The sequence below is a fragment of the Solwaraspora sp. WMMD791 genome (assembly GCF_029581195.1).
Lineage (GTDB): Bacteria > Actinomycetota > Actinomycetes > Mycobacteriales > Micromonosporaceae > Micromonospora_E.
Genome location: NZ_CP120737.1, coordinates 2,007,137 through 2,033,192, shown reverse-complemented (window position 1 = coordinate 2,033,192; position 26,056 = coordinate 2,007,137). Strand labels below are relative to the sequence as shown.

General features: G+C 71.9%; 17 protein-coding genes. 9 read left to right on the top strand and 8 right to left on the bottom strand.

Annotation, left to right across the window (positions count from 1 at the left end):
* Positions 1–219: 219 nt before the first annotated feature.
* The 4 genes from pyk to O7623_RS08795 all read left to right on the top strand — a co-directional run bounded on the left by pyk (position 220) and on the right by O7623_RS08795 (position 4,242).
* Positions 220–1,668, top strand: a complete 1,449-nt coding sequence (pyk, locus tag O7623_RS08810; protein ID WP_282228114.1) for a pyruvate kinase — start codon at positions 220–222, stop codon at positions 1,666–1,668.
* A gap of 95 nt (positions 1,669–1,763) precedes the next feature.
* Positions 1,764–2,630, top strand: a complete 867-nt coding sequence (locus O7623_RS08805) for an acyl-CoA thioesterase II (protein WP_282229354.1) — start codon at positions 1,764–1,766, stop codon at positions 2,628–2,630.
* A gap of 79 nt (positions 2,631–2,709) precedes the next feature.
* The gene (locus O7623_RS08800; RefSeq protein WP_282228113.1) at positions 2,710–3,171 is read left to right on the top strand and encodes an Rrf2 family transcriptional regulator; all 462 of its coding nucleotides are present in this window, start codon (positions 2,710–2,712) and stop codon (positions 3,169–3,171) included.
* A gap of 162 nt (positions 3,172–3,333) precedes the next feature.
* On the top strand, positions 3,334–4,242 hold the full coding sequence (locus O7623_RS08795; protein WP_282228112.1) for a sulfite exporter TauE/SafE family protein: 909 nt from the start codon (positions 3,334–3,336) through the stop codon (positions 4,240–4,242).
* Here O7623_RS08795 and O7623_RS08790 read toward each other — a convergent pair whose 3' ends face one another.
* The 5 genes from O7623_RS08790 to O7623_RS08770 form a co-directional block, all read right to left on the bottom strand.
* Entirely contained in the window at positions 4,243–5,721 is a 1,479-nt protein-coding gene (locus O7623_RS08790) for a pyridoxal-dependent decarboxylase (protein ID WP_282228111.1), read from the bottom strand.
* A gap of 174 nt (positions 5,722–5,895) precedes the next feature.
* The gene (locus tag O7623_RS08785; protein ID WP_282228110.1) at positions 5,896–7,062 is read right to left on the bottom strand and encodes a LacI family DNA-binding transcriptional regulator; all 1,167 of its coding nucleotides are present in this window, start codon (positions 7,060–7,062) and stop codon (positions 5,896–5,898) included.
* The gene (locus O7623_RS08780) at positions 7,062–10,010 is read right to left on the bottom strand and encodes a glycoside hydrolase family 3 protein (protein WP_282228109.1); all 2,949 of its coding nucleotides are present in this window, start codon (positions 10,008–10,010) and stop codon (positions 7,062–7,064) included. The genes O7623_RS08785 and O7623_RS08780 overlap by 1 nt, the downstream gene beginning before the upstream one ends.
* 349 nt (positions 10,011–10,359) lie before the next feature.
* A complete protein-coding gene (locus tag O7623_RS08775; protein ID WP_282228108.1) occupies positions 10,360–11,589 on the bottom strand; it encodes an ROK family transcriptional regulator in 1,230 nt (409 codons plus the stop codon).
* Positions 11,590–11,599: 10 nt separating this feature from the next.
* Positions 11,600–11,773 carry a hypothetical protein gene (locus O7623_RS08770; protein WP_282228107.1) on the bottom strand — a complete coding sequence of 58 codons (174 nt, stop codon included), beginning with the start codon at positions 11,771–11,773 and terminating at the stop codon, positions 11,600–11,602.
* A gap of 162 nt (positions 11,774–11,935) precedes the next feature.
* On the opposite strand from O7623_RS08770, the gene O7623_RS08765 reads away from it, so the two are divergent.
* Genes O7623_RS08765 through O7623_RS08755 form a run of 3 tightly spaced genes read left to right on the top strand, consistent with a single transcriptional unit; the run spans position 11,936 to position 15,653 of the window.
* On the top strand, positions 11,936–13,618 hold the full coding sequence (locus O7623_RS08765) for an extracellular solute-binding protein (protein ID WP_282228106.1): 1,683 nt from the start codon (positions 11,936–11,938) through the stop codon (positions 13,616–13,618).
* On the top strand, positions 13,615–14,673 hold the full coding sequence (locus O7623_RS08760; RefSeq protein ID WP_282228105.1) for an ABC transporter permease subunit: 1,059 nt from the start codon (positions 13,615–13,617) through the stop codon (positions 14,671–14,673). The genes O7623_RS08765 and O7623_RS08760 overlap by 4 nt, the downstream gene beginning before the upstream one ends.
* Positions 14,670–15,653: a carbohydrate ABC transporter permease gene (locus tag O7623_RS08755; protein WP_282228104.1), complete on the top strand. Its 984-nt coding sequence runs from the start codon at positions 14,670–14,672 to the stop codon at positions 15,651–15,653. The genes O7623_RS08760 and O7623_RS08755 overlap by 4 nt, the downstream gene beginning before the upstream one ends.
* Positions 15,654–15,768: 115 nt before the next feature.
* Here the strand turns inward: O7623_RS08755 and O7623_RS08750 are convergent, their stop codons facing one another.
* Positions 15,769–18,081, bottom strand: coding sequence for a TIM-barrel domain-containing protein (locus tag O7623_RS08750; protein ID WP_282228103.1), 2,313 nt, complete (start codon positions 18,079–18,081; stop codon positions 15,769–15,771).
* 131 nt (positions 18,082–18,212) lie between these two features.
* Here O7623_RS08750 and O7623_RS08745 point away from each other — a divergent pair, with 131 nt between their 5' ends.
* The gene (locus O7623_RS08745; RefSeq protein ID WP_282228102.1) at positions 18,213–20,240 is read left to right on the top strand and encodes a beta-galactosidase; all 2,028 of its coding nucleotides are present in this window, start codon (positions 18,213–18,215) and stop codon (positions 20,238–20,240) included.
* A 202-nt stretch (positions 20,241–20,442) separates the two neighbouring features.
* A complete protein-coding gene (locus O7623_RS08740) occupies positions 20,443–22,791 on the top strand; it encodes a cellulose binding domain-containing protein (RefSeq protein ID WP_282228101.1) in 2,349 nt (782 codons plus the stop codon).
* A 195-nt stretch (positions 22,792–22,986) separates the two neighbouring features.
* Here O7623_RS08740 and O7623_RS08735 read toward each other — a convergent pair whose 3' ends face one another.
* On the bottom strand, positions 22,987–24,036 hold the full coding sequence (locus tag O7623_RS08735) for an LLM class flavin-dependent oxidoreductase (protein WP_282228100.1): 1,050 nt from the start codon (positions 24,034–24,036) through the stop codon (positions 22,987–22,989).
* Positions 24,037–24,072: 36 nt separating this feature from the next.
* Positions 24,073–25,926 carry a carbohydrate-binding module family 20 domain-containing protein gene (locus O7623_RS08730; RefSeq protein ID WP_282228099.1) on the bottom strand — a complete coding sequence of 618 codons (1,854 nt, stop codon included), beginning with the start codon at positions 25,924–25,926 and terminating at the stop codon, positions 24,073–24,075.
* Positions 25,927–26,056 lie beyond the last annotated feature (130 nt).

Sequence of the window (26,056 nt, the reverse complement as noted above, 5' to 3'; positions counted from 1 at the left end):
TGATCGCCGAACGGATGTCGCGTCGCCCGGCCGGGCGTACCGGGATGGTCAGCAGGCGCGCTACCCTGATGGCGCGGTCGTCGATGCCCGCCGGTCCACCGCTGCCGCCGCGCCCATCCCAGTACGATGTCCCGCGGAGCGCCGGGCGCTGGTGGGCACTTTCGTTCGGACATCTGACAGGGTCGGCCGATCGGTCGATCAAGGGGAGAGACTAGCCTCATGGGCGTGACACGCCGCGCAAAGATCGTTTGTACGCTTGGCCCCGCGACTGCGTCCCCGGAGCGGATCCGTGGGCTGGTGGAAGCGGGCATGGACGTGGCCCGGCTGAACTTCAGCCACGGCAGCCACGACGACCACCAGCAGGTGTACCGCCTGGTCCGGGAGGCCGCCCAGGCCGCCGGGCGGGCCGTCGCCGTCCTCGCCGACCTGCAGGGCCCCAAGATCCGCCTCGGCCGGTTCGCCGACGGACCGCACGAGTGGCGTACCGGTGACTCGGTCGTCATCACCAGCGACGACATCCTCGGCAGCCGGGAGCGGGTCTCCTGCACCTACCGCAAGCTGCCCCAGGAGGTCCGCCCCGGTGACCGGCTGCTGATCGACGACGGCAAGGTCGCCGTCGAGGTCAGCGCGGTCGACGGCCCCGACATCCGGGTGCTGGTCGTCGAGGGTGGGCCGGTCAGCAACAACAAGGGTGTCTCGCTGCCGAACGTCGCGGTCAGCGTGCCAGCCCTGTCGGACAAGGACGCCGAGGATCTGCGGTTCGCGCTCGGCCTGGGCGCCGACATGATCGCGTTGTCCTTCGTGCGATCGCCGGAGGACATCAAGCTGGTCCACGCGATCATGGACGAGGAGGGCGTCCGTCGCCCGGTCCTGGCCAAGGTCGAGAAGCCGGAGGCGGTCACCCATCTGGAGGCCATCGTCGACGCGTTCGACGGGGTCATGGTGGCCCGTGGCGACCTGGGCGTCGAGTTGCCGCTCGACGAGGTCCCGTTGGTGCAGAAGCGGGCCGTGCAGCTGTGCCGGGAGAACGCCAAGCCCGTCATCGTGGCCACCCAGATGCTCGACTCGATGATCGAGAATTCGCGGCCGACCCGGGCGGAGGCCTCGGACGTGGCCAACGCGGTGCTCGACGGCACCGACGCGGTGATGCTCTCCGGGGAGACGAGCGTCGGCAAGTACCCGGTGCTGACCGTCAGCACCATGGCCAAGATCGTCACGACGACCGAGAACGGCTCGATCTCGGTGCCCCGGCTGCAGCACGACCCCCGTACCCATGGGGGTGCCCTCACCTCGGCGGCGTCGCAGATCGCGCGGGCGATCGGTGCCCGGGCGATGGTCGCCTTCACCCAGACCGGCGACACGGTGCGCCGGCTGTCCCGGTTGCACTGCGAACTGCCGCTGCTGGCCTTCACCCCGGTCGCCGAGGTGCGCGACCAGCTCGCCCTGTCGTGGGGCGTGGAGACCTTCCTGATGCCGTTCGTGCAGCACACCGACGACATGTTCCGCCAGGTCGACCAGGCCCTGCTCGGCCTGGGCCGGGCCAACCCCGGCGAGTACGTGGTGATCGTCGCTGGCAGCCCGGTCGGCACCCCTGGCTCGACGAACACGCTGCGGGTGCACCAGCTCGGCACCCTGGTCGACGCCGCGGCGGCCCGGGCGTTGCAGTGACCGTGGGCGATCAGCCGGCCGGGCAGGTCCCGGCCGGCTCAGCTCCGCGGGTCGCGGCCGGCTCCACGCCGTCCGACGCGGGGCAGGCCGGCCCGGTGAGTGGTCAGGCCGCCGTCGACCACCTGTTGGAGGTGCTCGACCTGACCCCGACCGGCCCGGCCGCCTTCCGGGGGATCAGCCCGAAGGTCGGTCCGCAGCGGGTCTTCGGCGGGCAGGTCGCCGGGCAGGCGCTGGTCGCCGCCGGTCGCACCGTCGACCCGCAACGGTTGGTCCACTCGTTGCACGGCTACTTCGTCCGCCCCGGCGACAGTTCCCAGCCGATCGACTACGAGGTGGAGAACATCCGCGACGGTCGGTCCTTCTCGGTCCGCCGCTCGGTGGCCTACCAGCACGGCAAGCCGATCTTTTTCATGTCGGCGTCGTTCCACCATGTCGAGGACGGGCTGGAGCACCAGGCGCCGCAGCCGCCCGACGTACCGCCGCCGGACGCGGTGCCGACCATGGCGGAGCGGCTCGCCCGCTACCCTGAACGCCTCGGCGTCTGGGCGGTGATCCCGCGTCCGATGGACGTGCGTTACGTCGGCGAGCCGGGGCTGGTCGCACCCGGTGACCGCCCGGCCGATCCGTACCAGCGGGTCTGGATCCGGGTCGACGGCAAGCTGCCCGACGACCCGCTGCTGCACGCCTGTGTGCTGACCTACGCCTCCGACCTGACGCTGCTCGACTCGGTGCTGTCGGTGCACGGCGAGGTGTGGGGTCCGGGTGGCGTGGTCGGTGCCAGCCTGGACCACGCCCTGTGGTTCCACCGGTCGTTCCGCGCCGACGAGTGGTTCCTCTACGACTGCTGGAGCCCGTCTGCGGCGGGCGGGCGTGGGCTGGCCACCGGCAGGATGTTCACTCGCGACGGCCGGCACATCGCCACCGCCGTACAGGAAGGGTTGCTCCGCCGGGTCGGCGGGTGACGCCCCGCGCGGGCCGGTGCCCGGGAGAGGCCGCCCAGCGCGGGCCGTGAGCCGGAAACAGTGCCGTAACCTGAGAGGTATGCGTCTCTCCGCCCGGGTCGACTACGCGCTGCGCGCCATCGCCGAGTTGGCGTTCGTCGCCGGCACCCCGACCCGGACGGTGCTCACCGCCGAGCAGGTGGCCCGGTCCCAGGGGATCCCCGCGAAGTTCCTCGAGAGCATCCTGTTGCAGCTGCGTCGGTCCGGTGTGGTGCACGCGCAGCGCGGGCCCGACGGCGGGTACTGGCTGGCCCGACCGGCCGAGGAGATCAGCCTCGCGGAGATCATCCGGGTGATCGACGGCCCGTTGGCCCACGTGCGGGGCCACCGGCCGGAGGATCTGGGCTACCAGGGCGCGGCCGCCGCGCTGCAGGAGGTCTGGATCGCGTTGCGGGCCAGTGAACGGGAGATCCTCGAATCGGTCTCGGTCGCCGATGTCGCCACCGGCACGTTGCCGGACCGGGTGCGTGACCTCGCCGCCGACCCGCGCGCCTGGAGCTGACGGCTCGCCCGCAGCCACCTCTGCCGCTGAAGAAGCCACCCCGGTCGCCGCGCGGCTGACCGTCGCGGGTCGCGCTGACCAGATACTGCCGGTTGACAGGAGCATGTCGTGAGGCGCATTCTCTACTAACTCGATAGGATTGGTCGACGAAGTAGGTGTGTCGTGCGTAAACTGCTGGTCCTTGCCCTGGTCGGACTCCTCGCGCAACTGGTCGATGGTGCGCTGGGGATGGCGTACGGGGTCACCTCCACCACGCTGCTGCTGCTCGCCGGGGTCGCACCGGCATCGGCCAGCGCCTCGGTGCACCTGGCCGAGATCGGCACCACCCTGGCCTCCGGCACCGCCCACTGGCGCTTCGGCAACGTCGACTGGCGGGTGGTGGCGCGGATCGCCGTACCGGGTGCGGTCGGCGCCTTCGCCGGGGCCACCGTGCTCAGCTCGATCTCCACCGAGGCGGCCGGCCCCTGGATGGCCGGCATCCTGCTCGCCCTCGGCACGTACCTGCTGGTCCGCTTCGCCCGACCGGTCACCGCCCGGCGCGAACGCCCGCCGCTGCGCAGCCGGTTCCTCGCCCCGCTCGGCCTGACCGCCGGCTTCATCGACGCCACCGGCGGCGGCGGGTGGGGCCCGGTGGCCACCCCGGCGCTGCTGGTCTCCGGCCGGATGGCACCCCGCAAGGTGATCGGCTCGGTCGACACCTCGGAGTTCCTCGTCGCGGCGGCCGCCAGCGTCGGCTTCCTGATCGGCCTCGGCGCACAGGGCTTCGTCCTGCCGATCGTCGGCGCGCTGCTGGTCGGCGGGCTGATCGCCGCACCGCTCGCCGCCTACCTGGTCCGGGTCGTGCCCGCCCAACTGCTCGGCGCGGCGGTCGGCGGACTCATCGTGCTGACCAACTCGCGGACCCTGCTGCGCGCGTTCGACGCCCCCGACGCCGTCCGGTACGGCGGGTACGGTGCCGTCCTCGTCGCCTGGGTGGTCGCCCTCCTGCTGGCGCTGCGGGTGCTACGGCGGACCGACCGGGCCGCCGTCGACCAGGATCGGGATCGCGACGGGTCGGTACTGGTGGGCTGACTAGCTCGCCGCCGCGGCGTCGGAGATCAACTGCCAGGCGGTGGCGACGTGCCGGCGTTCGGTACGCGGCCCGCCCACCGCCAACCGCAGCGTGAACCGGCCCGCCACCCGGGTGTGGGTCAGCAGCACCCGCCCGTCGGCGTTGACCCGCCGCAGCAGCGCCTCGGCGACCTCGTCCGGCCGGTCCCGCAACTGGAAGCAGACCAGCCCGAACGGGCCGGCGGTCACCAGGTCGAACCGGTCGTCGGCCCGTACCTGGTCGGCGAACCAGGCGGCGTGGGTCACCCCGGCCCGCACGTGCGCCCGCAGGCCCTCGGCGCCGTACCAGCGCAGCACGAACCACAGCTTGAGGGCCCGGAACCGACGACCCAACGGCACCTGCCAGTCCCGGTAGTCGAGTACCGCTCCCGACTCGGTGACCGCGTTGCGCAGATACTCCGGCATCACCGTCAACGCCTCGACCAGCCCGGCCCGGTCGGCCACCCAGAACGCGTCACAGTCGAAGCCGGTCAGCAGCCACTTGTGTGGATCGAAGCAGTAGGAGTTGGCCCACTCCAGGCCGGCATGCGTCCAGCGCAGCTCCGGGCAGATCGCCGCCGCCCCGGCGTAGGCGGCGTCCACGTGCAGCCAGACCCCGTACTCGGCGCAGACCGGCCCGATCTCCGCCACCGGGTCGATCGCGGTGGTCGAGGTGGTGCCGATGGTGGCGACCACGATCGCCGGGCGGCGACCGGCGGCCAGATCGGCGGCCAACGCCGTACGCAGCGCGTCGGGGCGCATCGCCAACGTCACCGGGTCGACGTCGACGAGCCGGACGCCCCGGGCGCCGACGCCGGCGATCCGGGCCGCCTTCTCGATCGAGGAGTGCCCCTGGGTCGAGGTGTAGACGGTGTAGCCGCCAGCGGCGCCCGTGCTGGTCGCGGTGCCGACGGCGCGCCAGTCGCCGCCGCTGGCCCGGTGCAGCGCGGCCAGGGTGGCCACCAGCGTCGCCGACGACGCCGAATCCTGAATGACCCCGCCGCCGGCGGAATCCGACCGGAACCGCTTCGGCAGGTCCAGCAACTGCGCCAGCCAGTCCATGACCACCGTCTCCAACTCGGTGCAGGCGGGACTGGTCGCCCAGAGCATGCCCTGGACACCGAGCCCCGCGCTGACCAGGTCACCGAGCACGCTGGGCGCGGAGGTGTTCGCCGGGAAGTAGCCGAAGAAGCCCGGATGCTGCCAGTGGGTCAGGCCCGGCACCACCACCCGGTCGAGGTCGGCGAGGATCGCGTCGAACTGCTCGCCCTGCTCCGGCGGGGCGGCCGGCAGCGCCCCGGCCACCGCGCCGGGTGCGGCGGTCGACTGCACCGGGTGCTGCTCCACCGTCTGCCAGTAGTCGGCGATCCAGTCGACGACCGCGTGCCCGTACCGCCGGAAGTCGTCGGCGGCCATCTGCGGCGCTGCCGGAGTCGTCGGGTTCTCGGTGTCATCCGCCACGATGTCGAGTCGATCAAGAATCGGCCCGGTAGACAACCCGATCCGGCGGATCCGGACCGGTCCGACCCGCCGTCTGCGGCCGCCGCTTGCCCGACCCGCCGTCTGCGGCCGCCGCCTGCCCGACCCGCCGTCTGCGGCCGCCGCCGATCCCCCGCGCTCCGCGAGCGTTGCCGGTCAGGCCGTGCCGGCGCCGGCCGCCCGCCGGGTCGACGAGGCACCTCGCCCCAGCCTGGCGCCCGGTCGACGGGCACCCGGTGGGACCACCTCGGCGCGCGCCTCGACCGCCTGGCCGGTGCTGGCCCGTACCGTCAGCCGTGGGTCGAGCAGGGTGGCGGCGGGGACGGACTCGCCGTCGACCTTGCGCATCAGCAGGGCCACCGCCTGCCGACCGACCTCCTCCGCCGGCACCAGTACCGAGGTCAATGCCGGACCGGAGCGCTCGGCCACCTCGTCCGGGCAGATCGCCACCACCGAGATGTCGTCCGGCACCTGCCGGCCCAACGTCGGCAACGCGGCAAGCACGTGGCCGACCGCCGCCTCGTTGTGCACCACCAGCGCGGTCAACCCGGGGTTGCGGTGCAGCAGCCCGGCCAGCTCCCGACGGACGGCGTCGTAGTTCTCCTCGCAGGGCTGGGCGACGGCGTCGATGCCGTACCGGGCGGCACTCTCGGTGACCCCGGCCCGGGTCCGGTGGGCGAACCCGGTCTCCCGCTCGTAGACCACCGACGGGGCGCCGAGCAGGGCGATCCGCCGGTGTCCGAGAGCGGCCAGGTGTGCGACACACACCTCACCGGCCCGGTAGAAGTCCAGATCCACGCACGTCAGACCGGCTGCCTCGGCCGGGAAACCGATCAGCACGCTGGGTCGCTCCAGCTCGCGCAGCAACGGCACCCGAGGGTCGCGCATCTCGACGTCCATCACCACGATGCCGTCGACCATCGCGCTGGCCGCGATCCGCCGCAGGCCGGCCGCGCCCTCATCGGCGGTGACCAGCAGTACGTCGTGGTCGAACTGCCGGGCGGTGGTGACCACGCTGGTCGCGAACTGCATCAGGACCGGCAGGTGCATGCCGGAGCGCAACGGCAGGACCAGGGCGATCACGTTGGCCCGGCGGCTGGCGAGCGCGCGTGCCCCGGCGTGCGGGTGGTAGCCGAGCGCGTGGATGCTGGCCAGTACCCGTTCGCGGGTCGACGCCGAGATCGCCCGCTTGCCGCTGAGCACATAGGACACCGTGCTCACCGCCACCCCGGCGTGCCGGGCGACGTCGGCGATCGTCACCATGTCGGGCCGTTTGCCGGTACCGGCCGGCCCGTCGTCCGGTGGTAGTGACCGCGTGGACACTAAGCTCCCCCTTCGTCCCCGGCGCGGCCGCTGGGCGGGGCACCGACGAAGTTCAGGTAGCTCACCGTAGCGCCTGCCGTACTGAACAGCAGATACAGATCTCGAACTCCGGACACACCCCGCAGCGGCGTGTCGACGTCCGCCCAGTCGTGCCGGCCTCCCGTCACGGGCACCCGCAGCGTACCGGCGATCGGACCGGTCAGCGGGTCGTCCAGCCGCAACGTCACGGTCGCGGCGTCGACGGCCCGGTCGGGCGCGGCGTCGTCGGCGCCGGCCCGGCAGAGCACGTTGCGCTGGGCCACCCGGGCGGTCACCGTGGTCGGACCTGGTCCGAAGTCGACACCGGTGAAGGCGAGCCAGCCGCCGTCCTGCGTCGCGCTGACCGCCACCCGGCCGTCGACCTGATCGGTCGGTGCCACCGCGGCGTAGTCGTCGTTGTCCACCGCCCACAGCGGGCCGGCGAGCAGGTCGCGGGGGCCGATCCGCTCGCCCCGTACGGTCAGCGTCGCGGTGGCCACCAGGTCGGTGCAGGACCGGCCGACCGCCACCGTGTGCCGGGCCGACTCCACCACCCGTCGCCCCTGGGTGACGTCCCAGGTCGCCAGGTCGGCGGCGGCCAGCCGGAACCGTACCCGCTCCCGCTGGCCCGGCTCCAGCCGGACCTTGCGGAAGGCCCGCAGTTGGCGCAGCGGCTGCTTGACGCGCGAGGTGCGCTGCCGCGTGTAGAGCTGGACGACCTCGGTGCCGGCACGCCCGCCGGTGTTGGTGACGGTGATGGTCACCTCGACCTCCTCGTCGGCTCCCGCCTGCGCGGCGGACAGCCGCAGGTCGTCGTAGGCGAACGTGGTGTAGCTCAGGCCGTGTCCGAACGGGTACAGCGGCTCGCCCCGGAAGTACAGGTAGGTGGCGTCGGCGGCGATGATGTCGTAGTCGAGCAGGTCGGGCAGGTCCGCCGTGGCGCGGTACCAGGTCTGGGTGAGTCGGCCACCGGGATCGGCGTCGCCGCAGAGCACCTCGGCCAGCCCGGTGCCGTACTCCTGCCCGCCGTGGGCCGACCAGACGATCGCCGGGACATGCTGGTCGGCCCAGTCGACGGCGTACGGGTAGCTGCTGGTCAGCACCAGCACGGTCCGCGGGTTCGCGGCGTGCACCGCGCGCAGCAGCGCCGCCTGGGCGGCGGGCAGGGCCAGGTCGGTGCGGTCCTCGGTCTCCCGCCCGCAGACCATCGGATGGTTGCCCAGCACCACCACCGCCACGTCGCACTCGCGCGCCAGCGCCGCCGCCTCCCGGGCGCCGTCGCTGATCAGCTCGACGGTGAACGCCGCCGCCGCGTCGGCACTGGTGCCGTCGGCCCGCAGCAGCCCGTCCGGGTCGATCATCACGTACCGGTCGCGGGCCAGGTGGTGCAGCGCCGTACGGCCGTCGTCGGTGCGGACCAGCCGGAACGTCTCGTTGACGACCCAGCCGCCGGGACCGGTCCGGTCGTCGACCAGGATCCCGTCGTCGTCGGCGGCCAGGTAGCGGCCGTTGGCGACGCCGCGCAGCGCGATCACCCCGTCGCCCCAGTTGAACACGTCGAACCAGGTGTCCTGGGCCGCCTCCGGCACGGTGGCCGTGACCGGTCCGCCGTCGGCACGGCCGCTGGCCCGCAGGTACGTGGTGCCGGCGCCGACCCGCAGGGCGATCCGGTCGACCCCTTCGTGGTGGAGTACGGTCGCGCCGGCCAGCCGGGTGGCCAGCCCGGCGCGTGGCGTCACCGCGTACGGCAGGGTTCCCGAGTACCAGTCGGTCTGCACGGTGTCCGCCAGCGGCCCGATCACGGCGATCCGCCGGATCTGGTCGGCGTCGAGTGGCAGCAACGGTTGGCCGGCAGGACCGGCGGGGGAGTTGCGTAGCAGCACGACCGACTCGCGGACCGCGATCCGGGCGAACTCCTGGTGCGCCGGGCAGTTGATCACATCGGTGCCGGTGGCCGCGTACGGATTCGCCTCTGCCGGGTCCAGGTCGCCGAGCCGGATCCGTACGGCGAGGATGCGCCGCACGGCCCGGTCGATGTCGGCCTCGGTCAGCAGACCCTGCGCCAGCGCGGCGCTGATCCGCCCGATCGTCGGCGCGGCGTCGGTGTCGTCCTCGGTGAAGCTGTCGATGCCGGCCCGCAGGGCGGCGGCGTAGCCGGCGACGTGGTCGGGGCGGAATCCCTGGACGCCGGCGATGTTGGTGGCGGCGCCGGCGTCGCCCACCACCAGCACGTCGTCGGCGCTCCAACGGCGCAGTTCGCCGTCGATCAGTGGGCTCAGGTGCGCCGGAGCGCCGTTGACCAGGTTGTACGAGGCCATGACGGCCACCGCCGCGCCGGCGGCCAGCGGTGCCCGGAAGGCGGGCAGTTCGTATTCGTGCAGCACCCGGGGCGGCAGGTTGCTGCTGGTGGTGGCCCGGTCGGTCTCGTTGTTGTAGCCCAGGAAGTGCTTCAGGGTGGGCGCGGTCCGCAGGTAGCGGGGGTGGTCGCCGCGCAACCCCCGGGCGTACGCGGTGGCCAGTTCGCCGGTGAGCCAGGGGTCCTCGGCGTACCCTTCCTCGTTGCGCCCCCAGCGCGGGTCGCGCAGCGGGTTGACCACCGGGGCCCACACGTTCAGGCCGACGCCGACGGGGTCCTTGTGGTGCAGCGCGCGGACCTCGTCGCCGACCGCTTCGCCGATCTCCCGCAGCAGGTCCGGATCCCAGGTCGCGCCGAGCCCGATCGCCTGTGGGAACACCGTTGCGGGGCCGAGCCAGGCCACGCCGTGCAGGGCCTCGGTGCCGGTCCGGAAGGCGGGCAGGCCGAGTCGGGGCACCGCCGACTGGTGCTGGTGCAGCAGGGCGATCTTCTCGTCGAGGGTGAGCTGGCCGAGCAGATCGGTGACCCGGGCGGTGACCGGCAGTTCGGGGTCGCGGAACGTGCTGTCGCTCATGGTGGAACGCCTTCCGGGATCGGCAAGGACGCCCGCGTCGGGACGGAAGTGGTCCGGCGAACCGCTTCGTGGGCCCAGGGTGCGGGCAGGCGGCGGTACGAAGTGGAGGGTGGCCGCCTGCCCGGGAAGCGCTGGCTCGAAGCGCTTCGACGGCCGTCCTGAAAAACGCCCCACCGTTGACCGCGTTTCGCACGTGTTAACCGTGGAGCCCTTTGAGGTTGACATCCATCGGCATCGGCGGTCAAGAGCCGGCCCGCCACGAATTGATGTCGGTGACGGGTCGCGGGCGACGGGTCGGTCAGCGGTGCTCCCTCGGTGGTGGTGGGGTGCCGACCCGGACGGCCTCAGGTCAGCCGGCGGGCTTGCCCACCGGGGTCGGCATCCGTCCGTTGTCGATCGCCGCGATGGCCCGCGCCGCGCCACCGACAGCCGCCGCGCCACCGGCCAACGTGGACGCCGCGAGTACGGTGCCACCCGCCTGCGGCGCCACGGTCCGCGCGGTGAGCTGCTGCTGTGCGGCCGGCAACAGCCACGGCGTGAGCGGCACGAAGTACCCACCGAGGAGCACCACCTCGGGGTTGATCAGGTTCGCCAGGATGGACACGCCGGTGCCGAGGTGCCGGCCGATCTCGGCCAGCGCGGCGAGGGCCGGTGCCTGGCCGGCCCGGGCCGCCGCCCGGACCCGCTCGATCTCCGGCGCGAAGTCGGTGAGCGGGCCGTCGATCTCGGCGTCGGGCAGCACCCGACGGATCAGGGCGGGAATGCCGGCGAGCGCCTCCAGGCAGCCGTTCGCCCCGCAGCGGCAGGGCGGCCCGGCCGGGTCGAGCTGCAGATGGCCGATCTCACCGGTGAAGCCCCGGCCGCCGTGCAGCAGCCGGCCGTCGACCACCAGTCCGGCACCGATGCCGGCCCCGCCGGTCAGGTGCACCAGGTTGGCGGTGCCGGCGTACGGTCCGTGCCGGTGCTCGGCCAACGCGGCGAGCTGGGCGTCGTTGTCCACGATCACTTCGTACGTCGGCCCGCGCAGCGCGCGCACGAGGTCGGCGCGCAGGTCGACGTCGCGCCAGCCGAGCTCGGGGGAGAGGCAGACCCGGCCGTCGTGGTCGACCAGTCCGGGCACCCCGACGGTCAGCCCGAGCACCTGTCGGCCCTGCCGGGTGACCCGGGCGGCGGCCCGGCTGGCCAGCGCGGCCACCGTGCTGGCGGCCCGACCCGGGGTGGCGGCCAGACCGGTGAAGGCACGCCGCCAGGAGAGCACCTCGCCGCCGGCCAGGTCGAGTGCCACGGCGGTGAGGTGGTCGGCGTTGATCTCGATGCCGATCGCGGCGTACGCGTCGCCGTCGATCACCAGCATGGTCGCCGGTCGGCCGATCCGGTGCTCGGTCAGCCCGGTCTCGCGGACCAGCCGCCGGTCGATCAGGTCGGCCACCAGGCTGGAGACGGTGGCCTTGTTGAGCCCGGTGGCACCGGCGATGTCCGCCCGGGAGCAGGGCGCGTGGGTACGGACGTAGCGCAGCACGACGGCGAGGTTGGTGGCGCGTACGTCAGTGAGGTCCGCCGGCTGCGGGCCGCTCTGCATGGTGATCACGTTACGCCCCGGTCGCCATGGTACGGCGGCAACCCGTGCGGACCCGCCATGGTGCCGGCCGGGCCGGGTGGCGGCGGGCCGGGTGGCGGCGGGCGGCCAGCCGGCCGCCGGGGCGGCGTCGAGGTGCCTGACACGGGCCGGCGTCGGGTGCGCCGCCGTTGCTGCTTCCCGTCATGTCGGTCTCCCTTGTGGCACCTGTCACCGTCGGCTACTTTGTTTAGTCACCAGACGAACTAACTCTAGCGTGCGAATCGCACCCACACATCCCCCACTCCGAGTGGCATCGTCCCTGTTTCTCGCGGGCGACCGCTCGCCCGATCACCGAAGGGAGCGCGCCGTGGATCCATCCCTCGCGGGCGCGGCCACCAATCGACGTCGATTCCTGGGCCTGCTCGGCCTGGGTGCCACCGCCGTCGCCGGCGGCGGATTGTTCACCGGTTGCAGCCGGCCGGCCGGTACCCAGGGCACGGCCACCAACGTCGACTCGATCAGCGCCGTACTGCCCAAGTACCAGCCGGTCGACCTGATCACCCCCGACATCGCCGGGGTCCGGCCGATCGCCGACGGCTACCTCACCTACCCCACACAGCTGGTCAAGGCGGTCACCGAGACGCCCGCGAGCAGCGGCCAGCAGCTCACCGCGATGACCCCCTGGTGGGGCCCGACCCCGCCCGGCCTGGACCGCAACGCCTACCTGCAGGCGGTCAACGCTCAGCTCGGCGTGCCGATCGACTTCAGCGTCCAGGACGGCAACACCTACGCCGACAAACTCAGCGCCGCTCTCGGCGCCCGCGACGTACCGGACCTGCTCTGCGCCCCCAACTGGGAGATCGACAAGATCCCGCGCTTCTCCGACGCGGTGAGCGCGCTGTTCGAGGACCTCACCGAGCACCTCGCCGGGGACGCCGCGCTGGCGTACCCGCACCTGGCGAGCTTCCCCACCGGCGCCTGGCAGTACGCGGTCTGGGGCGGCCGGCTGGCGGCGGTGCCGTGGCCGACCGACGGTCCGTTCCCGTACGCGCTGTTCTACCGCAAGGACCTCACCGACGCCGCTGGCGTACAGGCTCCGACCAGCATCGAGGAGCTGTACGAGTTCGGCAAGGCGATGACCGACCCGGCCAAGGGCGTCTGGGCGTTCGGCTCGGTGTTCAACATGGTGCAGATGTTCTACGGCGTACCGGGCGCGCAGGGTGGCTGGCGGCGCACCGACGGCGGCGGCCTGGAGTTCAAGTACGAGACCGAGGAGTACCGCGAGGCACTCGAGTTCACCACCCGGCTGTTCGCCGAGGGCCTGGTGCACCCGGACATCGTCGAGAGCCGTGGCTCCGCCGACGCCAAGCAGCTGTTCAACAGCGGCCGGATGATCTGCTACGAGGACGGTGTCGGTGCCTGGCGCGGCATGTACTCCGAGCAGCGACAGATCACCCCCACGTTCGACATGCGGCCGGTGCCGATCTTTCACGCCGACGGTCAGAGCGACCCGGTCGCCTGGGGTGAGGAGAAGCCGATCTTCTACACCTTCGTCAAGAAGGGCCTGGGCAAGGAGCGGGTCGAGGAGATCCTGCGGGTGCTCAACTGGTGCGCCGCCCCGTTCGGCACCGAGGAGTACCACCTGCGGCAGTACGGCGTCGCCGGCCAGCACCACACCACCGGCGCCGACGGCAGCCCGGAGCTGACCGAGCTGGGCCGCCAGGAGATCGCCGACCAGTACACCTTCCTGGTCGGACGGTACCCGGCGATCGTGCAGACCGCCGACGTCCCCGGCTTCGTCGAGGCCCTGCTCGGCTACTCCAACGAGACGGTCAAGTGGCTCGAACCCAACCCGTGGGCGGGGATCAAGCTGGAGCTGCCGGCCAACTACTCCCGCGTCGGCCAGCCGACCGAGGACAAGATCCTTGACGTGCTGCGTGGCCGACGGCCGACCAGCGACCTCGAGCAGATCACCCAGGAGTGGCGCAGCGGCGGCGGTGACGAGGGGCGCGACTTCTTCCGCAAGGCGCTCGAAGACAATGATCGATGACTTCGGTCGAGACGTCCGTGACCGCCGGCTCCGGTGACGACCGGGGTCGGCGGTCGCCGGACCAGCCCACCCCGGACGGTGGCCGCCGGTCACGCCGTACTCCAGATAGCCGGCGCACCCGCCGGCGGACGGTGCCGCTGCGGGCCCGGCTGCGCCGCGACTGGCCGCTGCTGGCGATGGCGGCCCCGGCCGCGCTGCTGCTGGTGGTCTTCCACTACCTGCCGACCCTCGGCAACGTCATCGCCTTCCAGGACTACAACCCCTGGGTCGGCGACAACGCCTTCGAGGCGTTCGTCTACAGCGAGTGGATCGGCTTCGGCAACTTCGAGACCCTGTTCCGGGATCCGGCGTTCTGGGACGCGGTGCTCAACACGCTGACCATCACCGCGTTCCAGTTGGTCTTCTTCTTTCCGCTGCCGATCCTGCTGGCGATCCTGCTGCACAGCATCCTGTCGCGCCGCATTCGCGGCATCGTCCAGAGCGTCGTCTACCTGCCGCACTTCTTCAGCTGGGTGCTGGTGGTCACGTTCTTCATGCAGATGCTCGGCGGTGCCGGTCTGCTCGCCCAGCGGATGCGCGAGGCGGGCCTGCAGCCACTCAACATCATGAGCAACCCGGACACCTTCATCGTCCTGGTCACCGCCGAGTCGGTGTGGAAGGACGTCGGCTGGGGCGCGATCATCTTCCTCGCGGCGCTGAGCGCCATCGACCAGAATCTGTACGAGGCGGCGGCGGCCGACGGGGCCGGCCGCTGGCGTCGGCTGTGGCACATCACCCTGCCAGGCCTGCGGCCGGTGATCGTCCTGCTGCTGATCCTGCGGCTCGGTGACGCGCTCAGCGTCGGCTTCGAGCAGTTCATCCTGCAACGCGAGGCGGTCGGCCGGCAGGCCGCCGAGGTGCTCGACACCTACGTCTACTACCAGGCGATCATCCCGCAGCAGTGGGGGATGGGCACGGCCGCCGGTCTGTTCAAGGGCGTCATCGGTCTGGTCCTGATCATCGCCGCGAACAAGTTCGCGCACCGCCTCGGCGAGCAGGGAGTGTATTCCAGGTGAGCATCGCCAACCCGTTGATCCGCGGCCGTCGGCCGGGACCCGACCCGGCCGCTACGCCGCCGGGGCGCCGCCGCCGGGGTGCCCCGGCCAGACCGGTCTGGGAGGAACCGCCGAGCGTCGTCGGCCAGGGTGTCAAGGCCGTCGTGCTGACCGCCATGGTGCTGGCGGTGCTCTTTCCGATGTGGTCTGTCCTGGTGACCAGTCTCGCCTCCCGGGAGACCATCAACGCCACCGGTGGCATGGTGGTGGTGCCGCGCGAGATCGATCTGTCGGCGTACGTGAACATCTTCTCCGGCGGCCAGATCAGCCGGGCGGTCTGGGTCAGCACCCTGGTCACCGTCGTCGGCACGACCTTCAGCCTGGTGCTGACCGTGCTGGCGGCGTACGGGATGTCCCGCCGGGATTCGGTCGCGCACCGCCCGCTGCTGTTCCTGTTCCTGCTGACCTTCCTCATTTATCCCGGCATGGTGCCGAGTTATCTGGTGGTCACCGGTCTGGGGCTCAAGAACAGCCTGTGGGCGCTGATCCTGCCGACCGCCATCAGCGTGTTCAACCTGGTCGTGATCCGGGCCTTCTTCATGAACGTCCCGGCGGAGCTGATCGACGCGGCCCGCATCGACGGTGCCGGCGAGTTCCGCATCCTCTGGCAGATCATGCTGCCGCTGTCGCGGGCGGTGATCGCGGTGGTCGGCCTGTTCTACGCCGTCGGCTACTGGAACGCCTACTTCAACGCGGTGCTCTACATCGACGACAACGACAAGTGGCCGATCCAGCGGGTGCTGCAGAGCTACATCCTGGCTGGGCAGTCGCCCTCGGTGACCGGCGCGCCGGTGAACATCCCCGGGGTCAGCGCCTACCCGCCGACCCTGGCCGTCAAGATGGCGGTGGTGGTGATCACCGTACTGCCGGCCGTGATCATCTTCCCGTTCGTGCAGCGGCACTTCACCAAGGGTGTCATCACCGGTGCCGTCAAGGGCTGACCGTCACCCCACCCCCCACCTCGGCCCTGCTCCCGACGATCTTGCACTCATCAATGGACAACTTGGACAAATCTTCTCGATGAGTGCAAGATCGTCGGGAGCAGGGGGGTCGGGGTCAGCTGCAGCCGGTGACGCCGTCGAGCACCACGGTGGTCGGTGCCTCGGTGCCGGCCACCGCGACGACCTCCACCCGGCGTACCGCCAGCGGCCCGTCCACCGTGACCCGCAGTGTGTCGCCGTCGCGGACCGCCGTGACCCTCGTGTCGCCGTCGACGTCGCTGACCACCGTCTCGGCGTCGACGCCACCCCAGCTGACCAGCGTCACCTCCGTGAACGGGCCGTCGCCGACCACGTCACCCACCTCGGTGGTGGCGATCAGCGCACCCCGGCGTACGTACAGTGGAACCCGCTCCCGGGGCACCTGCACCAGCAGGTACCGCCCGCCGGAGTGGGTCTCGCCGGTCCAGTAGTCGACCCACTCGCCGGCCGGCAGGTACACCTGCCGCCGGCCGTCCGGGTTGATCATCGGGGCGACCAGCAGATCGGGGCCGAGCCGGTACTCCAACTCGGCACCCCACGCGGCCGGGTCGGCCGGCGTGTCGAACAGCAGGGCCCGCAGCATCGGCGCGCCGGTGCGCGACGCCGCGACCGCCGCCGAGTAGAGGTAGGGCATCAACCGGTACCGCAACCGGATCGCCTCGACCGCGTCGTGCGCGGCGTCGTCGGGGAAGTCCCACGGCAGCCGGCTGGTGGTGCCGTGGAAGCGCACCAGCGGCGACAGCGCACCGAACTGGGCCCACCGGACGTACAGGTCCGGGGTCGGGGTGCCGTGGAAGCCGCCGGCGTCGTGGCTCCAGAACGGTACGCCGGAGAGCCCGTGCGACAGCCCGCCGCGCAGCGTGCTGGCCATTCCCGGCCAGGTGGCGTTGACGTCGCCGCTCCACTGCGCCGGGTGCCGTTGCCCGCCGAGGAACGACGAACGCGCCCAGACCATGCCGTGCCCGGCGACCTCCCGGGTGACCGCCGCGACCGCGTCGTTGAACAGCAGGGTGTAGACGTTGTGCAGTTCGACGCCGGTCATCCCGTTGTGCGCCACCGCGTCGGCCGGCACGCCTTCGGCGAAGTCGGTCTTGAACACCATCGCCCCTTGGCGCAGCAGGTCACGCAGCAGTCCGGTGAACCACTCGGTGGCCGCCGGGTTGGTGAAGTCGACGATCCCGCAGACCGGGAAGGAGCCGTGCCAGACGTCGGCGATGTAGGTCGACCCGTCGGCGCGGCGCAGGAAGTAGCCGGCCGCGTCGGCCTGCGCGAAGACCGGGCTGCCGGTCATGATGTACGGGTTCATCCAGAGGCTGACCTTGAACCCCTGCTCGGCGAGGGTGGCCAGCATGCCGGCCGGGTCCGGGAAGTTCTTCGCGTCCCAGGCCAGGTCGGACCAGGCGCCGTCGGCCTGCCAGTAGCAGTCCAGGTGCAGCACGTCGCAGGGGATGCCGTCGGCGCGGATTCGACGGGCCCGCTCCAGGACCAGCTCCTGGGTGTCCACGTAGAACCCGGAGGAGATCCAGGTGCCGAAGGCCCACTTGGGCGGCAGCACCGGTCGGCCGGTCAGCCCGTCGTAGCGGTCCAGGATCTGCGCGGGGGTGGGCCCGGCGATCACGTAGTAGTCGATCAGGTCGTCCGGCACCAGGATCTGTACGCAGCTGTGCGTCGACGCGCAGATGTCGAACTCGACCGGCATCCCGCTGTCGACCAGCACCCCGTAGCCCCGGTCGGACAGGTACAGCGGAACGTTCTTGTGCGAGCGGTCCGACTCCGCGCCGAAGGCGTCGAAGTTCCACATCAGCGCCCGCTGGCCGCGCTTGTCCAGCCGGGTGAACTTCTCGCCGAGCCCGACGAAGCGTTCGTCGCCGGGGGCGTCGAAGCATTCGTGGTACGCGGCGACGGCACCGTCCACCAGCGACCGCCCGAACGGCAGGGTACGCAGCCGGCCGCTGATGTCGCGCTCGCCCCGGTTCTGGTTCAGCAGTACCCGGCCCTGCGGGTCGAGGAACCGCAGGTGCCAGGGGTCGAGCCGGATCTCGGCGACGACCGCGCCGGCGTCGACGCGGACCATGTCGTCGCTGGCGGTGATGGTCGCCGGGTACGGTCGGGCGTCGACCAGCGGGATCGCCCGGGCGGAGCGGCTGCGGGCGTCGGGGGTGGCGCTGAGTCGGACCCGGACCACTCCGTCGCCGGCGGCGCTGACGGAGACCGTCATCGAGTCGCCGTCGGCGGTGGCGCCCTTGAAGGTCACCCCGCCGCCGTCGGTGCCGACCACCTCGGCGCGCACCAGCGCGGACAGGCCCTGCTCGCCGGGTGCGCGTACCGGCAGGTCGGGCGGGTCGGCGACGAAGGTCTCGTGGGGGACCAGAGGCGGACGGTACGGCATGCGGTCTCCTTTTCCGGCACCCGGGGGCGCTGCGAGCGCTCGATGCTCCCTGATGGAGCGGCCGGCAGCGGCGGCGGCTAAATTAGTTTCTTTGGTAACCCAACAAACTGTCAACGCCGGAGGGAGCGCCGATGCGCTGGCCGAAAGGACTCGACGGACTCTGCCACGGCGGGGACTACAACCCGGAGCAGTGGCCGGAGTCCACCTGGGTCGAGGACGTGTCGCTGATGCGCAAGGCCCAGGTCAACCTGGTGACCGTCGGCGTGTTCGCCTGGTCCCGGCTGGAGCCGCAGCCCGGCCGGTACGTCGTGGACTGGTTGGACCGGGTGCTGGACCTGCTGCACGACGGCGGCGTCAAGGTCGTCCTGGCCACCCCCACCGCCGCACCGCCACCCTGGTTCTCCCTCGCCCACCCCGACGCGCTGCCGGTCACCGCCGACGGCGTACGGCTGCACCACGGCAGCCGCGACACCTACTGCGCGGCGGCCCCGGCGTACCGTGCCGCGGCCCGCGCCATCGCGACGATGCTCGCCGAGCGCTACCGCGACCACCCCGCGCTGGCGATGTGGCACGTGCACAACGAGTACGGCACCATCTGCCACTGCCCGCACGCCGCCGCCGCGTTCCGGCGCTGGCTGCGGGCGCGCTACGGCGACCTCGACGGCCTCAACCAGGCCTGGACCGGGTCGTTCTGGAGCCAGTGCTACTCCGACTGGGCGCAGGTCGACGTGCCCCGCGCCACCCAGTACCTGACCAACCCCACCCAGGTGCTGGACTTCCGGCGCTTCTGGTCCGACGAACTGCTCGCCGCCTACGTCGACCAGCGTGACGTGCTGCGCCGGGCCACCCCGGACGTGCCGGTGACCACCAACTACGTCCTGGGCGACTGGGTGCCGGTGGACCACGCCCGGTGGTCGAGCGAGGTCGACCTGGTCGCCATCGACCACTACCCGGGCGAGGCCGACGGGCGGGCCGAGGAGCAGACCGCGTTCGCCGCCGACCTGGCCCGGTCCTGGGCCGGCCGCCGGCCGTGGCTGCTGATGGAGAGCGCCCCGAACCTGATCTACCGGTACGCCGAGGGTGTCTACGCCGGCAAGGAACCGGACCGGATGCTGCGGCACAGCCTCGCCCACGTCGCCCGGGGCTCCCGGGGCGCGATGTTCTTCCAGTGGCGGGCCCCGCGCGGCGGCGCGGAGGCGTTCCACTCGGCGATGGTCCCGCACGCCGGTGCCGACAGCCGGACCTTCCAGGCGACGACCCGCCTCGGTGAACTGCTGGCCGGGCTGGCCGAGACCGACGCCGGTACCGTCCTCGCCCACGCCGCGATCAGCTGGGACGCCGCCAGCGGGTGGGCACTGCAGCATCCCGGCATGCCGTCGCGGCACGTCTCGTACGCCGACGAGGTGGCCGCAGCGTACCGGGCCCTGTGGCGGTGTGGCGTCACCACCGACGTGGTCTGCCCGGCGGCGGCCACCTTCGACCTGACCGGCTACCGGATGCTGGTGCTGCCCGCCCTGTACCTGATGAGCGACACCGTCGCCGACACCGTCGGCGCGTGGGTGCACGCCGGCGGGCATCTGGTGGTGAGCTACCTGTCCGGGGTGGCCGACCTGGCGGCCCAGGTGCGTCTCGGCGGCTACCCCGGGGCGCTGCGCGAGCTGCTCGGCGTCCGGGCCGAACAGTTCCTGCCACTGGAGCCTGCGGCGACGGTACGGCTGACCGGCGGCCGGACCGGCCGGCTCTGGCAGGAACGGCTCACCGCGCCCGACGCCGACCCGGTGCTGCGCTACGCCGCCGGGGTGCTGGCCGGCCAGCCGGCGGTCACCCGCCGCCGGGTCGGTGCCGGGACGGCCTGGTACCTCTCCACCCGGCTGGACGACGACGGCTACCGCGACCTGCTCGCGGTGATCGCCGCCGAGGCGGGCGTGCTGCCGGTGCTGCCGGGTGCGCCGGCCGGCGTCGAAGCCGTCCGCAAGGTGGCCGGTGACCGCCGGTGGCTGTTCGTGTTCAACCACGGCCCCGCTCCGGTCGAAGTCGACGTCTGGGGCGAGGACCTGGTCAGTGCGACGGCGGTCAGCGGGGCGGTCCGGCTCGCCGAAGGAGGAGTGATGGTGCTGCGGGAGCAGCCGCCACCCCGTCGTCGACGCCGTGCCCACTGAACCGTTTCAGATTAGGAACCTGTCACCCAGGTCTGGTGATTGATCGAAGGAAAGCGATTGCCCTACGATGGGCCGCACGGGAGCCGACCCCCTCGACCGTCTCTCCGGTCGACCCTGATCCAGCACGCGCCACCGGCGTACCCCGGCCGGGCAGCCGGGCCGTCCGTCCGACGGTGGTGCCCGTCCGCTCCCGGAGACCCCCATGCGTCGTGCCCGTCCACCATCCCTGTCCGACCCTGCCCGTCGATCCTCGTCCACCAGGTCGCTGTCGGCGGTGCTGACCGTGGCCGCGCTCACCGCCGGTGCCGGCGTCGCGACCACCGTCGCCGCCAGCTCGGCCGCCGCTGCCGCCGGCTGCGCCGTCGACTACCGGATCACCAGCCAGTGGCCCGGTGGCTTCGGCGCCAGCGTCGCCATCACCAACCTCGGTGATCCCCTTACCTCCTGGCGGCTGACCTGGAGCTTCGGCGCCGGGCAGACCATCACCCAGGCCTGGAACGCCACGGTCGTCGCCAACGGTGCCCAGATCACCGCGGACAACGTCAGCTACAACGGCAACCTGGCCACCAACGCCCGTACCGAATTCGGTTTCAACGGCTCCTGGACCACCAGCAACCCGGTGCCGACGGCGTTCGTACTCAACGGCACCGCCTGCACCGGCGGCGTCGCCCCGACCACCGCACCCCCGCCGACGAGCGCCCCGCCGACCACCGCGCCCCCGCCCACCACGGCACCACCGACCACGGCACCCCCGCCGACCACCGCGCCGCCGCCGACGACCCCGCCGCCGGTGCCGGGCCCGGGAGCCAAGCAGATGGAACGGCTCGACCGGGGCGTGATCAGTGTCCGGTCCGGGTCCGGCAACCTGGTCTCCTGGCGGCTGCTGGGCACCGAGCCGGCCAACCTCGGCTTCCACGTCTACCGGGGCGGCACCCGGATCACCGCGTCGCCGGTGACCGGCTCGACCAACCACTACGACTCCGGTGCCGCGTCGAACGCCAGCTACACGGTGCGTGCCGTGGTCGACGGCATCGAGGCGCCGCCGTCGCCGGCCTCGCTGACCTTCGCCAACGGCTACCTCGACGTGCCGCTGCAGGTACCGCCGGGTGGCACCACCCCGGCGGGGGAGTCGTACAGCTACTCCGCCAACGACGCCAGCGTCGGCGACCTCGACGGCGACGGGCAGTACGAGATCGTGCTCAAGTGGGATCCGTCCAACGCCAAGGACAACTCCCAGTCCGGCTACACCGGCAACGTCTACGTCGACGCGTACGAGCTGACCGGCACCCGGCTGTGGCGGATCGACCTGGGCCGCAACATCCGGGCCGGTGCCCACTACACCCAGTTCCAGGTCTACGACTACGACGGTGACGGCCGGGCCGAGGTGGCGATGAAGACCGCCGACGGCACCCGCGACGGCCGGGGCACGGTGATCGGCTCGGCCAGCGCCGACTACCGCAACTCGTCGGGCTACGTACTGTCCGGGCCGGAGTTCCTGACCATGTTCAATGGTCAGACCGGCGCGGCGATGTCCACCGTCGACTACGTACCGGCCCGGGGCAGCGTGTCGTCGTGGGGCGACTCGTACGGCAACCGGGTGGACCGGTTCCTCGCCGGTACGGCGTACCTGGACGGCCAGCGCCCGTCGTTGATCATGTCGCGGGGCTACTACACCCGGACCGTCATCGTCGCCTGGGACTTCCGTAACGGCAGCCTCACCCAGCGGTGGGTGTTCGACTCCAACACCTCCGGAAACGGCGGGTACGCGGGGCAGGGCAACCACTCGTTGTCCATCGCCGACGTCGACCGCGACGGCCGCGACGAGATCGTCTTCGGTGGTGCCACCATCGACGACAACGGTCGCGGCCTGTGGAACACCAGCCTCAACCACGGCGACGCCGGTCACGTCGGTGACCTCGACCCGGGCCGGGCCGGGCTGGAGTACTTCAAGGTCCAGGAGGACGGGGCCAAGCCGTCGTCGGCGCTGATCGACGCCCGTACCGGGCAGATCATCTGGCAGACCGCGACCGGCGGCGACAACGGTCGGGGCGTGTCGGCGGACATCTGGGCCGGCAGCGCCGGCGCCGAGTCCTGGTCGTCGGCGGTCAGCGAGCTGCGGTCACCGTCCGGGGCCAACGTCGGGCGCAAACCGTCATCGGCCAACTTCGTGGTCTGGTGGGACGGCGACCCGGTGCGCGAGTTGCTGGACCAGACCCGGATCGACAAGTACGGCACCTCCGGCGACACTCGGCTGCTCACCGGGGCCGACGTGGCGTCCAACAACGGCACCAAGGCCACCCCGGCGCTGTCGGCGGACCTGTTCGGTGACTGGCGGGAAGAGGTGATCTGGCGTACCTCCGACTCCCGGGCGCTGCGGATCTACGCCACGCCGCACACCACGGACCGCCGGATCCACACCTTGATGCACGACCCGCAGTACCGGGTCGCGATCGCCTGGCAGAACACCGCCTACAACCAGCCACCGCATCCGTCGTTCTTCATCGGCAGCAACATGGCGACCCCGCCGGTGCCGAACGTCTACCTGCCCTGACCGGCGGCCGGACCGGCCGGCTCTGGCGGGGGAGTGCGATACGCCGCAGGGGGGACCGGAACCCGGACCCCCCTGCGGCGGACGCGACGACATCCACCCCACGCGTGATCTCGTGCGTCGAACCATCACCTGACTCAAAGACTGCCAGGCGCCCATCGCGCGGCGGTGACCAGCTGATGAAACTCCTGTTTCCAGCTATTGATCATCATTGTCGGCGTCGCGGTGCGGCGCGGCACCGACGCCCGTCCGCCCGACCGCCTCCATGACCAGTTCGAAGGAGCGCACCCGGTCGGCGATGTCGTAGACCAGGGTGGTCAGCATCAGCTCGTCGGCTCCGGTGCGCCCGCGCAGCTCGGTCAACGCCCGGGCGACGGTGTCCGGCGAACCGATCGCCTGGCCGTCGCGGCGCTGCCGGACGAACTCACGTTCATGTTCGGTGTACGGGTAGGCGGCGGCCTCCGCCGGGCTGGCCAGCGGCTCCGGCCGACCGGCGCGCAGCCGCAGGAACGACAGCCCGGCCGGGCCGGACAACCATTCGGCCTGCTCGTCGGTGTCGGCGCAGACCACGTTGACCGCGACCATCGCGTACGGCCGGTCCAGCCACTGCGACGGGCGGAAATGCTGCCGGTACAGCGCCAGCGCCGCCAAGGTGTTGGCCGGGCTGAAATGGTGGGCGAAGGAGAACGGCAACCCGAGGGTGCCGGCCAGTTGGGCGCTGAAGCCGCTGGAGCCGAGCAGCCAGATCGCCGGCATCTGCCCCGCCCCGGGGGTGGCGGTGATCGGCCCGGAATCGCCGCGGAAGTAGCCGATCAGGGTCGCCAGCTCCTGCGGGAACGCCTCGGCGTTGAGCCCGGCCATCGTACGCCGCAACGCCAGAGCGGTGGCCTGGTCGGTCCCCGGAGCCCGGCCGATGCCCAGGTCGATGCGGTCCGGGTGCAGCGCCTGCAGGGTGCCGAACTGTTCGGCGACCACCAACGGGGGATGGTTCGGCAGCATCACCCCACCGGAGCCGATGCGGATCGTCGAGGTGGCGGCGGCCAGGTGCGCCATCAGCACCGCCGGGGCGGCGCTGGCGATGGCCGGCATGTTGTGGTGTTCGGCGACCCAGAACCGGCGGTAGCCGAGCTGTTCGGTCCGGCGGGCCAGCTCGGTGGTGTGCCGCAGGGCTTCACCGGCGGTGCCGCCGGTGGCGACCGGGGCCAGGTCGAGGACGGAGAGCGGTACGTCGATCACACTCCAGCCCAACCCGGCACCCGGCCGTGATCTTCCCGTACGCCCTGGTCAGTTGCGCCAGGTGTCGGTGAGGGTGACCGCCCCACCGGCGGGCGCGGTGGCGGTGCGGTTGGCCCCGCTCTCCCAGGTGACGGTGCCGTCGGGGTTCTTGCGCAGGTACTTGTACGCGAACGTGGTGCCGGCCGGCAGGCTGACCGTGCCCCGCCAGACCGGGTAGCTGGCCGCCGACAGCGGCACCGCCCGCGCCGGGTCCCAGCCGCCGAGCCCGCTGTGGTCGCCGACGACGAAGATGTTCTGCCCCCAGCTGGTGGTGGCGGTCACCGCGAACGTGGCCGTGCTGGTGCCGTTCGGCGGCGGCGTGCTGGTCGGCCCGGCGGTCGGCGTCGGGCTGGTGGTCGGCCCGGTGCCCGGCCCGGCCGGGGCGCCGACATGGATCGCGAGCGCGTCGTTGGCCGGCACGCTGGCGGTGAACCGACCCGCGTTGTCGACCGTCACGGTCGGCCCGGTGCAGCCGCCACCCGGGGTGGGGTCACCATGCTGGACGTCGCAGTAGGTGCCGGCGGGCAGCGAGGTCTGGAACGTCCGGGTCAGCGTCGACCCCTCCTTGTTGATCGCGACGTACGCCCGGTTGCCCCGGCCGAAGGCGATCTGGTTGTTGCCGTTGTCCCACCAGTTGACGACACCGGTGCCGTGCGCCGCCGTCCGGAACTTGACCATGTTGGCGATCTGCCGCCACTTGTGCTGACAACGCCAGCCGTCGGCGTAGCAGGCGGTCACGGTGCCACCGCCCGGTGGGCCGGCGTCGAAGTCGCTGAACTCGTAGCCGGAGTGCACGTGCGGCGACCCGTACGTCCAGGCCAGGGTGAAGACGCTGGCCAGGGTGTACGTGGAGCCGTCGCGGTAGTTGAGGGTGTCGCCGCCGCGTTCGGTGTCGTGGTTGTCGACGAAGACGCCGGCCTGACCGCTGGGCAGGTATCCCCAGGTGGGGCCGATGTCACGCAGGTAGGCCAGGCGCTCGGTGCGGAAGATCCGGCGCAGGTCCCGGGCGTACCGGAATTCCTGCACGTCACCGGTGCCGAGGTACTCCTCGGGCTGCACCGCCTCACCCGCGCCGTGGATGACCTCCTGGACCCAGTAGGCGTTCGGGTTGCTCATCCGCGACCGGATGGCGGCCAGGTCGGCCGCGGCGATGTGCTTGGCGGCGTCGATGCGGAAGCCGTCCACGCCGAGGGAGAGCAGGTCCGACAGGTACGCGGCGATCCGGCCACGGACGTAGTCACTGCCGGTGTCCAGGTCGGACAGGCCGACGAGTTCGCACTCCTGCACGTCGTAGCGGTTGCGGTAGTCGGCGATCCGGCTGCGGCAGGAGTGGAAGTCCTGCTCCTGGTAGATGCCGGGGTAGGTGTACTTGCCGTACGCCGTACCGCCGGTGCCGGTGCCCGATCCGGCGCTCATGTGGTTGACGACGGCGTCGACGATCACCTTGACCCCGGCGGCGTGGCAGGTGTCCACCATCGACCTGAACGCGGCCCGGTCGCCGAGTCGACCGGCGATCGTGTAGCTGACCGGCTGGTACGCGGTCCACCACTGGCCGCCCTGGATGTGCTCCTGCGGTGGGGAGACCTGCACATAGCCGTAGCCGAGCGGGCCGAGGGTGTCGCGGCACTCGCGGGCGATCGAGTCGAAGCGCCAGGAGAACAGCACCGCCGTGACGTCCCGGTCGCCCTGTGGGGCGGCGTCGGCGGTGGTGGTCCGGGTGACGGCGCCGGCGGCGACCACGGCGGTACTCGCCAGCAGGGTGAGCACGGCGAGTCCGACGAGCAGCCGCCGGCGGCGGATGGTCCGGCCGGCGCCGCTGGCGGGGTCGGGGGGTCGGCCGGCAGGGACGGTGTCGGTGGGCATGGATTCCTCCAGGCGGTGATGGTCCGCAAGCCCTTACTTCCATTGCTGCAAGAAGTCTGTAACTTGCTGGAAACTCTTGCAGGCCAACGTAGAGATAGATGAACGCCACGTCAAGAGTTCGGATAACCTC

Excerpts from the sequence above, each read along its gene's own strand:
- pyk (WP_282228114.1), top strand. The coding sequence starts at position 220 with ATGGGCGTGACACGCCGCGCAAAGATCGTTTGTACGCTTGGCCCCGCG.
- O7623_RS08800 (WP_282228113.1), top strand. The coding sequence starts at position 2,710 with ATGCGTCTCTCCGCCCGGGTCGACTACGCGCTGCGCGCCATCGCCGAG.
- O7623_RS08780 (WP_282228109.1), bottom strand. The coding sequence starts at position 10,010 with ATGAGCGACAGCACGTTCCGCGACCCCGAACTGCCGGTCACCGCCCGG.
- O7623_RS08775 (WP_282228108.1), bottom strand. The coding sequence starts at position 11,589 with ATGCAGAGCGGCCCGCAGCCGGCGGACCTCACTGACGTACGCGCCACC.
- O7623_RS08770 (WP_282228107.1), bottom strand. The coding sequence starts at position 11,773 with ATGACGGGAAGCAGCAACGGCGGCGCACCCGACGCCGGCCCGTGTCAG.
- O7623_RS08760 (WP_282228105.1), top strand. The coding sequence starts at position 13,615 with ATGACTTCGGTCGAGACGTCCGTGACCGCCGGCTCCGGTGACGACCGG.
- O7623_RS08750 (WP_282228103.1), bottom strand. The coding sequence starts at position 18,081 with ATGCCGTACCGTCCGCCTCTGGTCCCCCACGAGACCTTCGTCGCCGAC.
- O7623_RS08745 (WP_282228102.1), top strand. The coding sequence starts at position 18,213 with ATGCGCTGGCCGAAAGGACTCGACGGACTCTGCCACGGCGGGGACTAC.
- O7623_RS08740 (WP_282228101.1), top strand. The coding sequence starts at position 20,443 with ATGCGTCGTGCCCGTCCACCATCCCTGTCCGACCCTGCCCGTCGATCC.
- O7623_RS08730 (WP_282228099.1), bottom strand. The coding sequence starts at position 25,926 with ATGCCCACCGACACCGTCCCTGCCGGCCGACCCCCCGACCCCGCCAGC.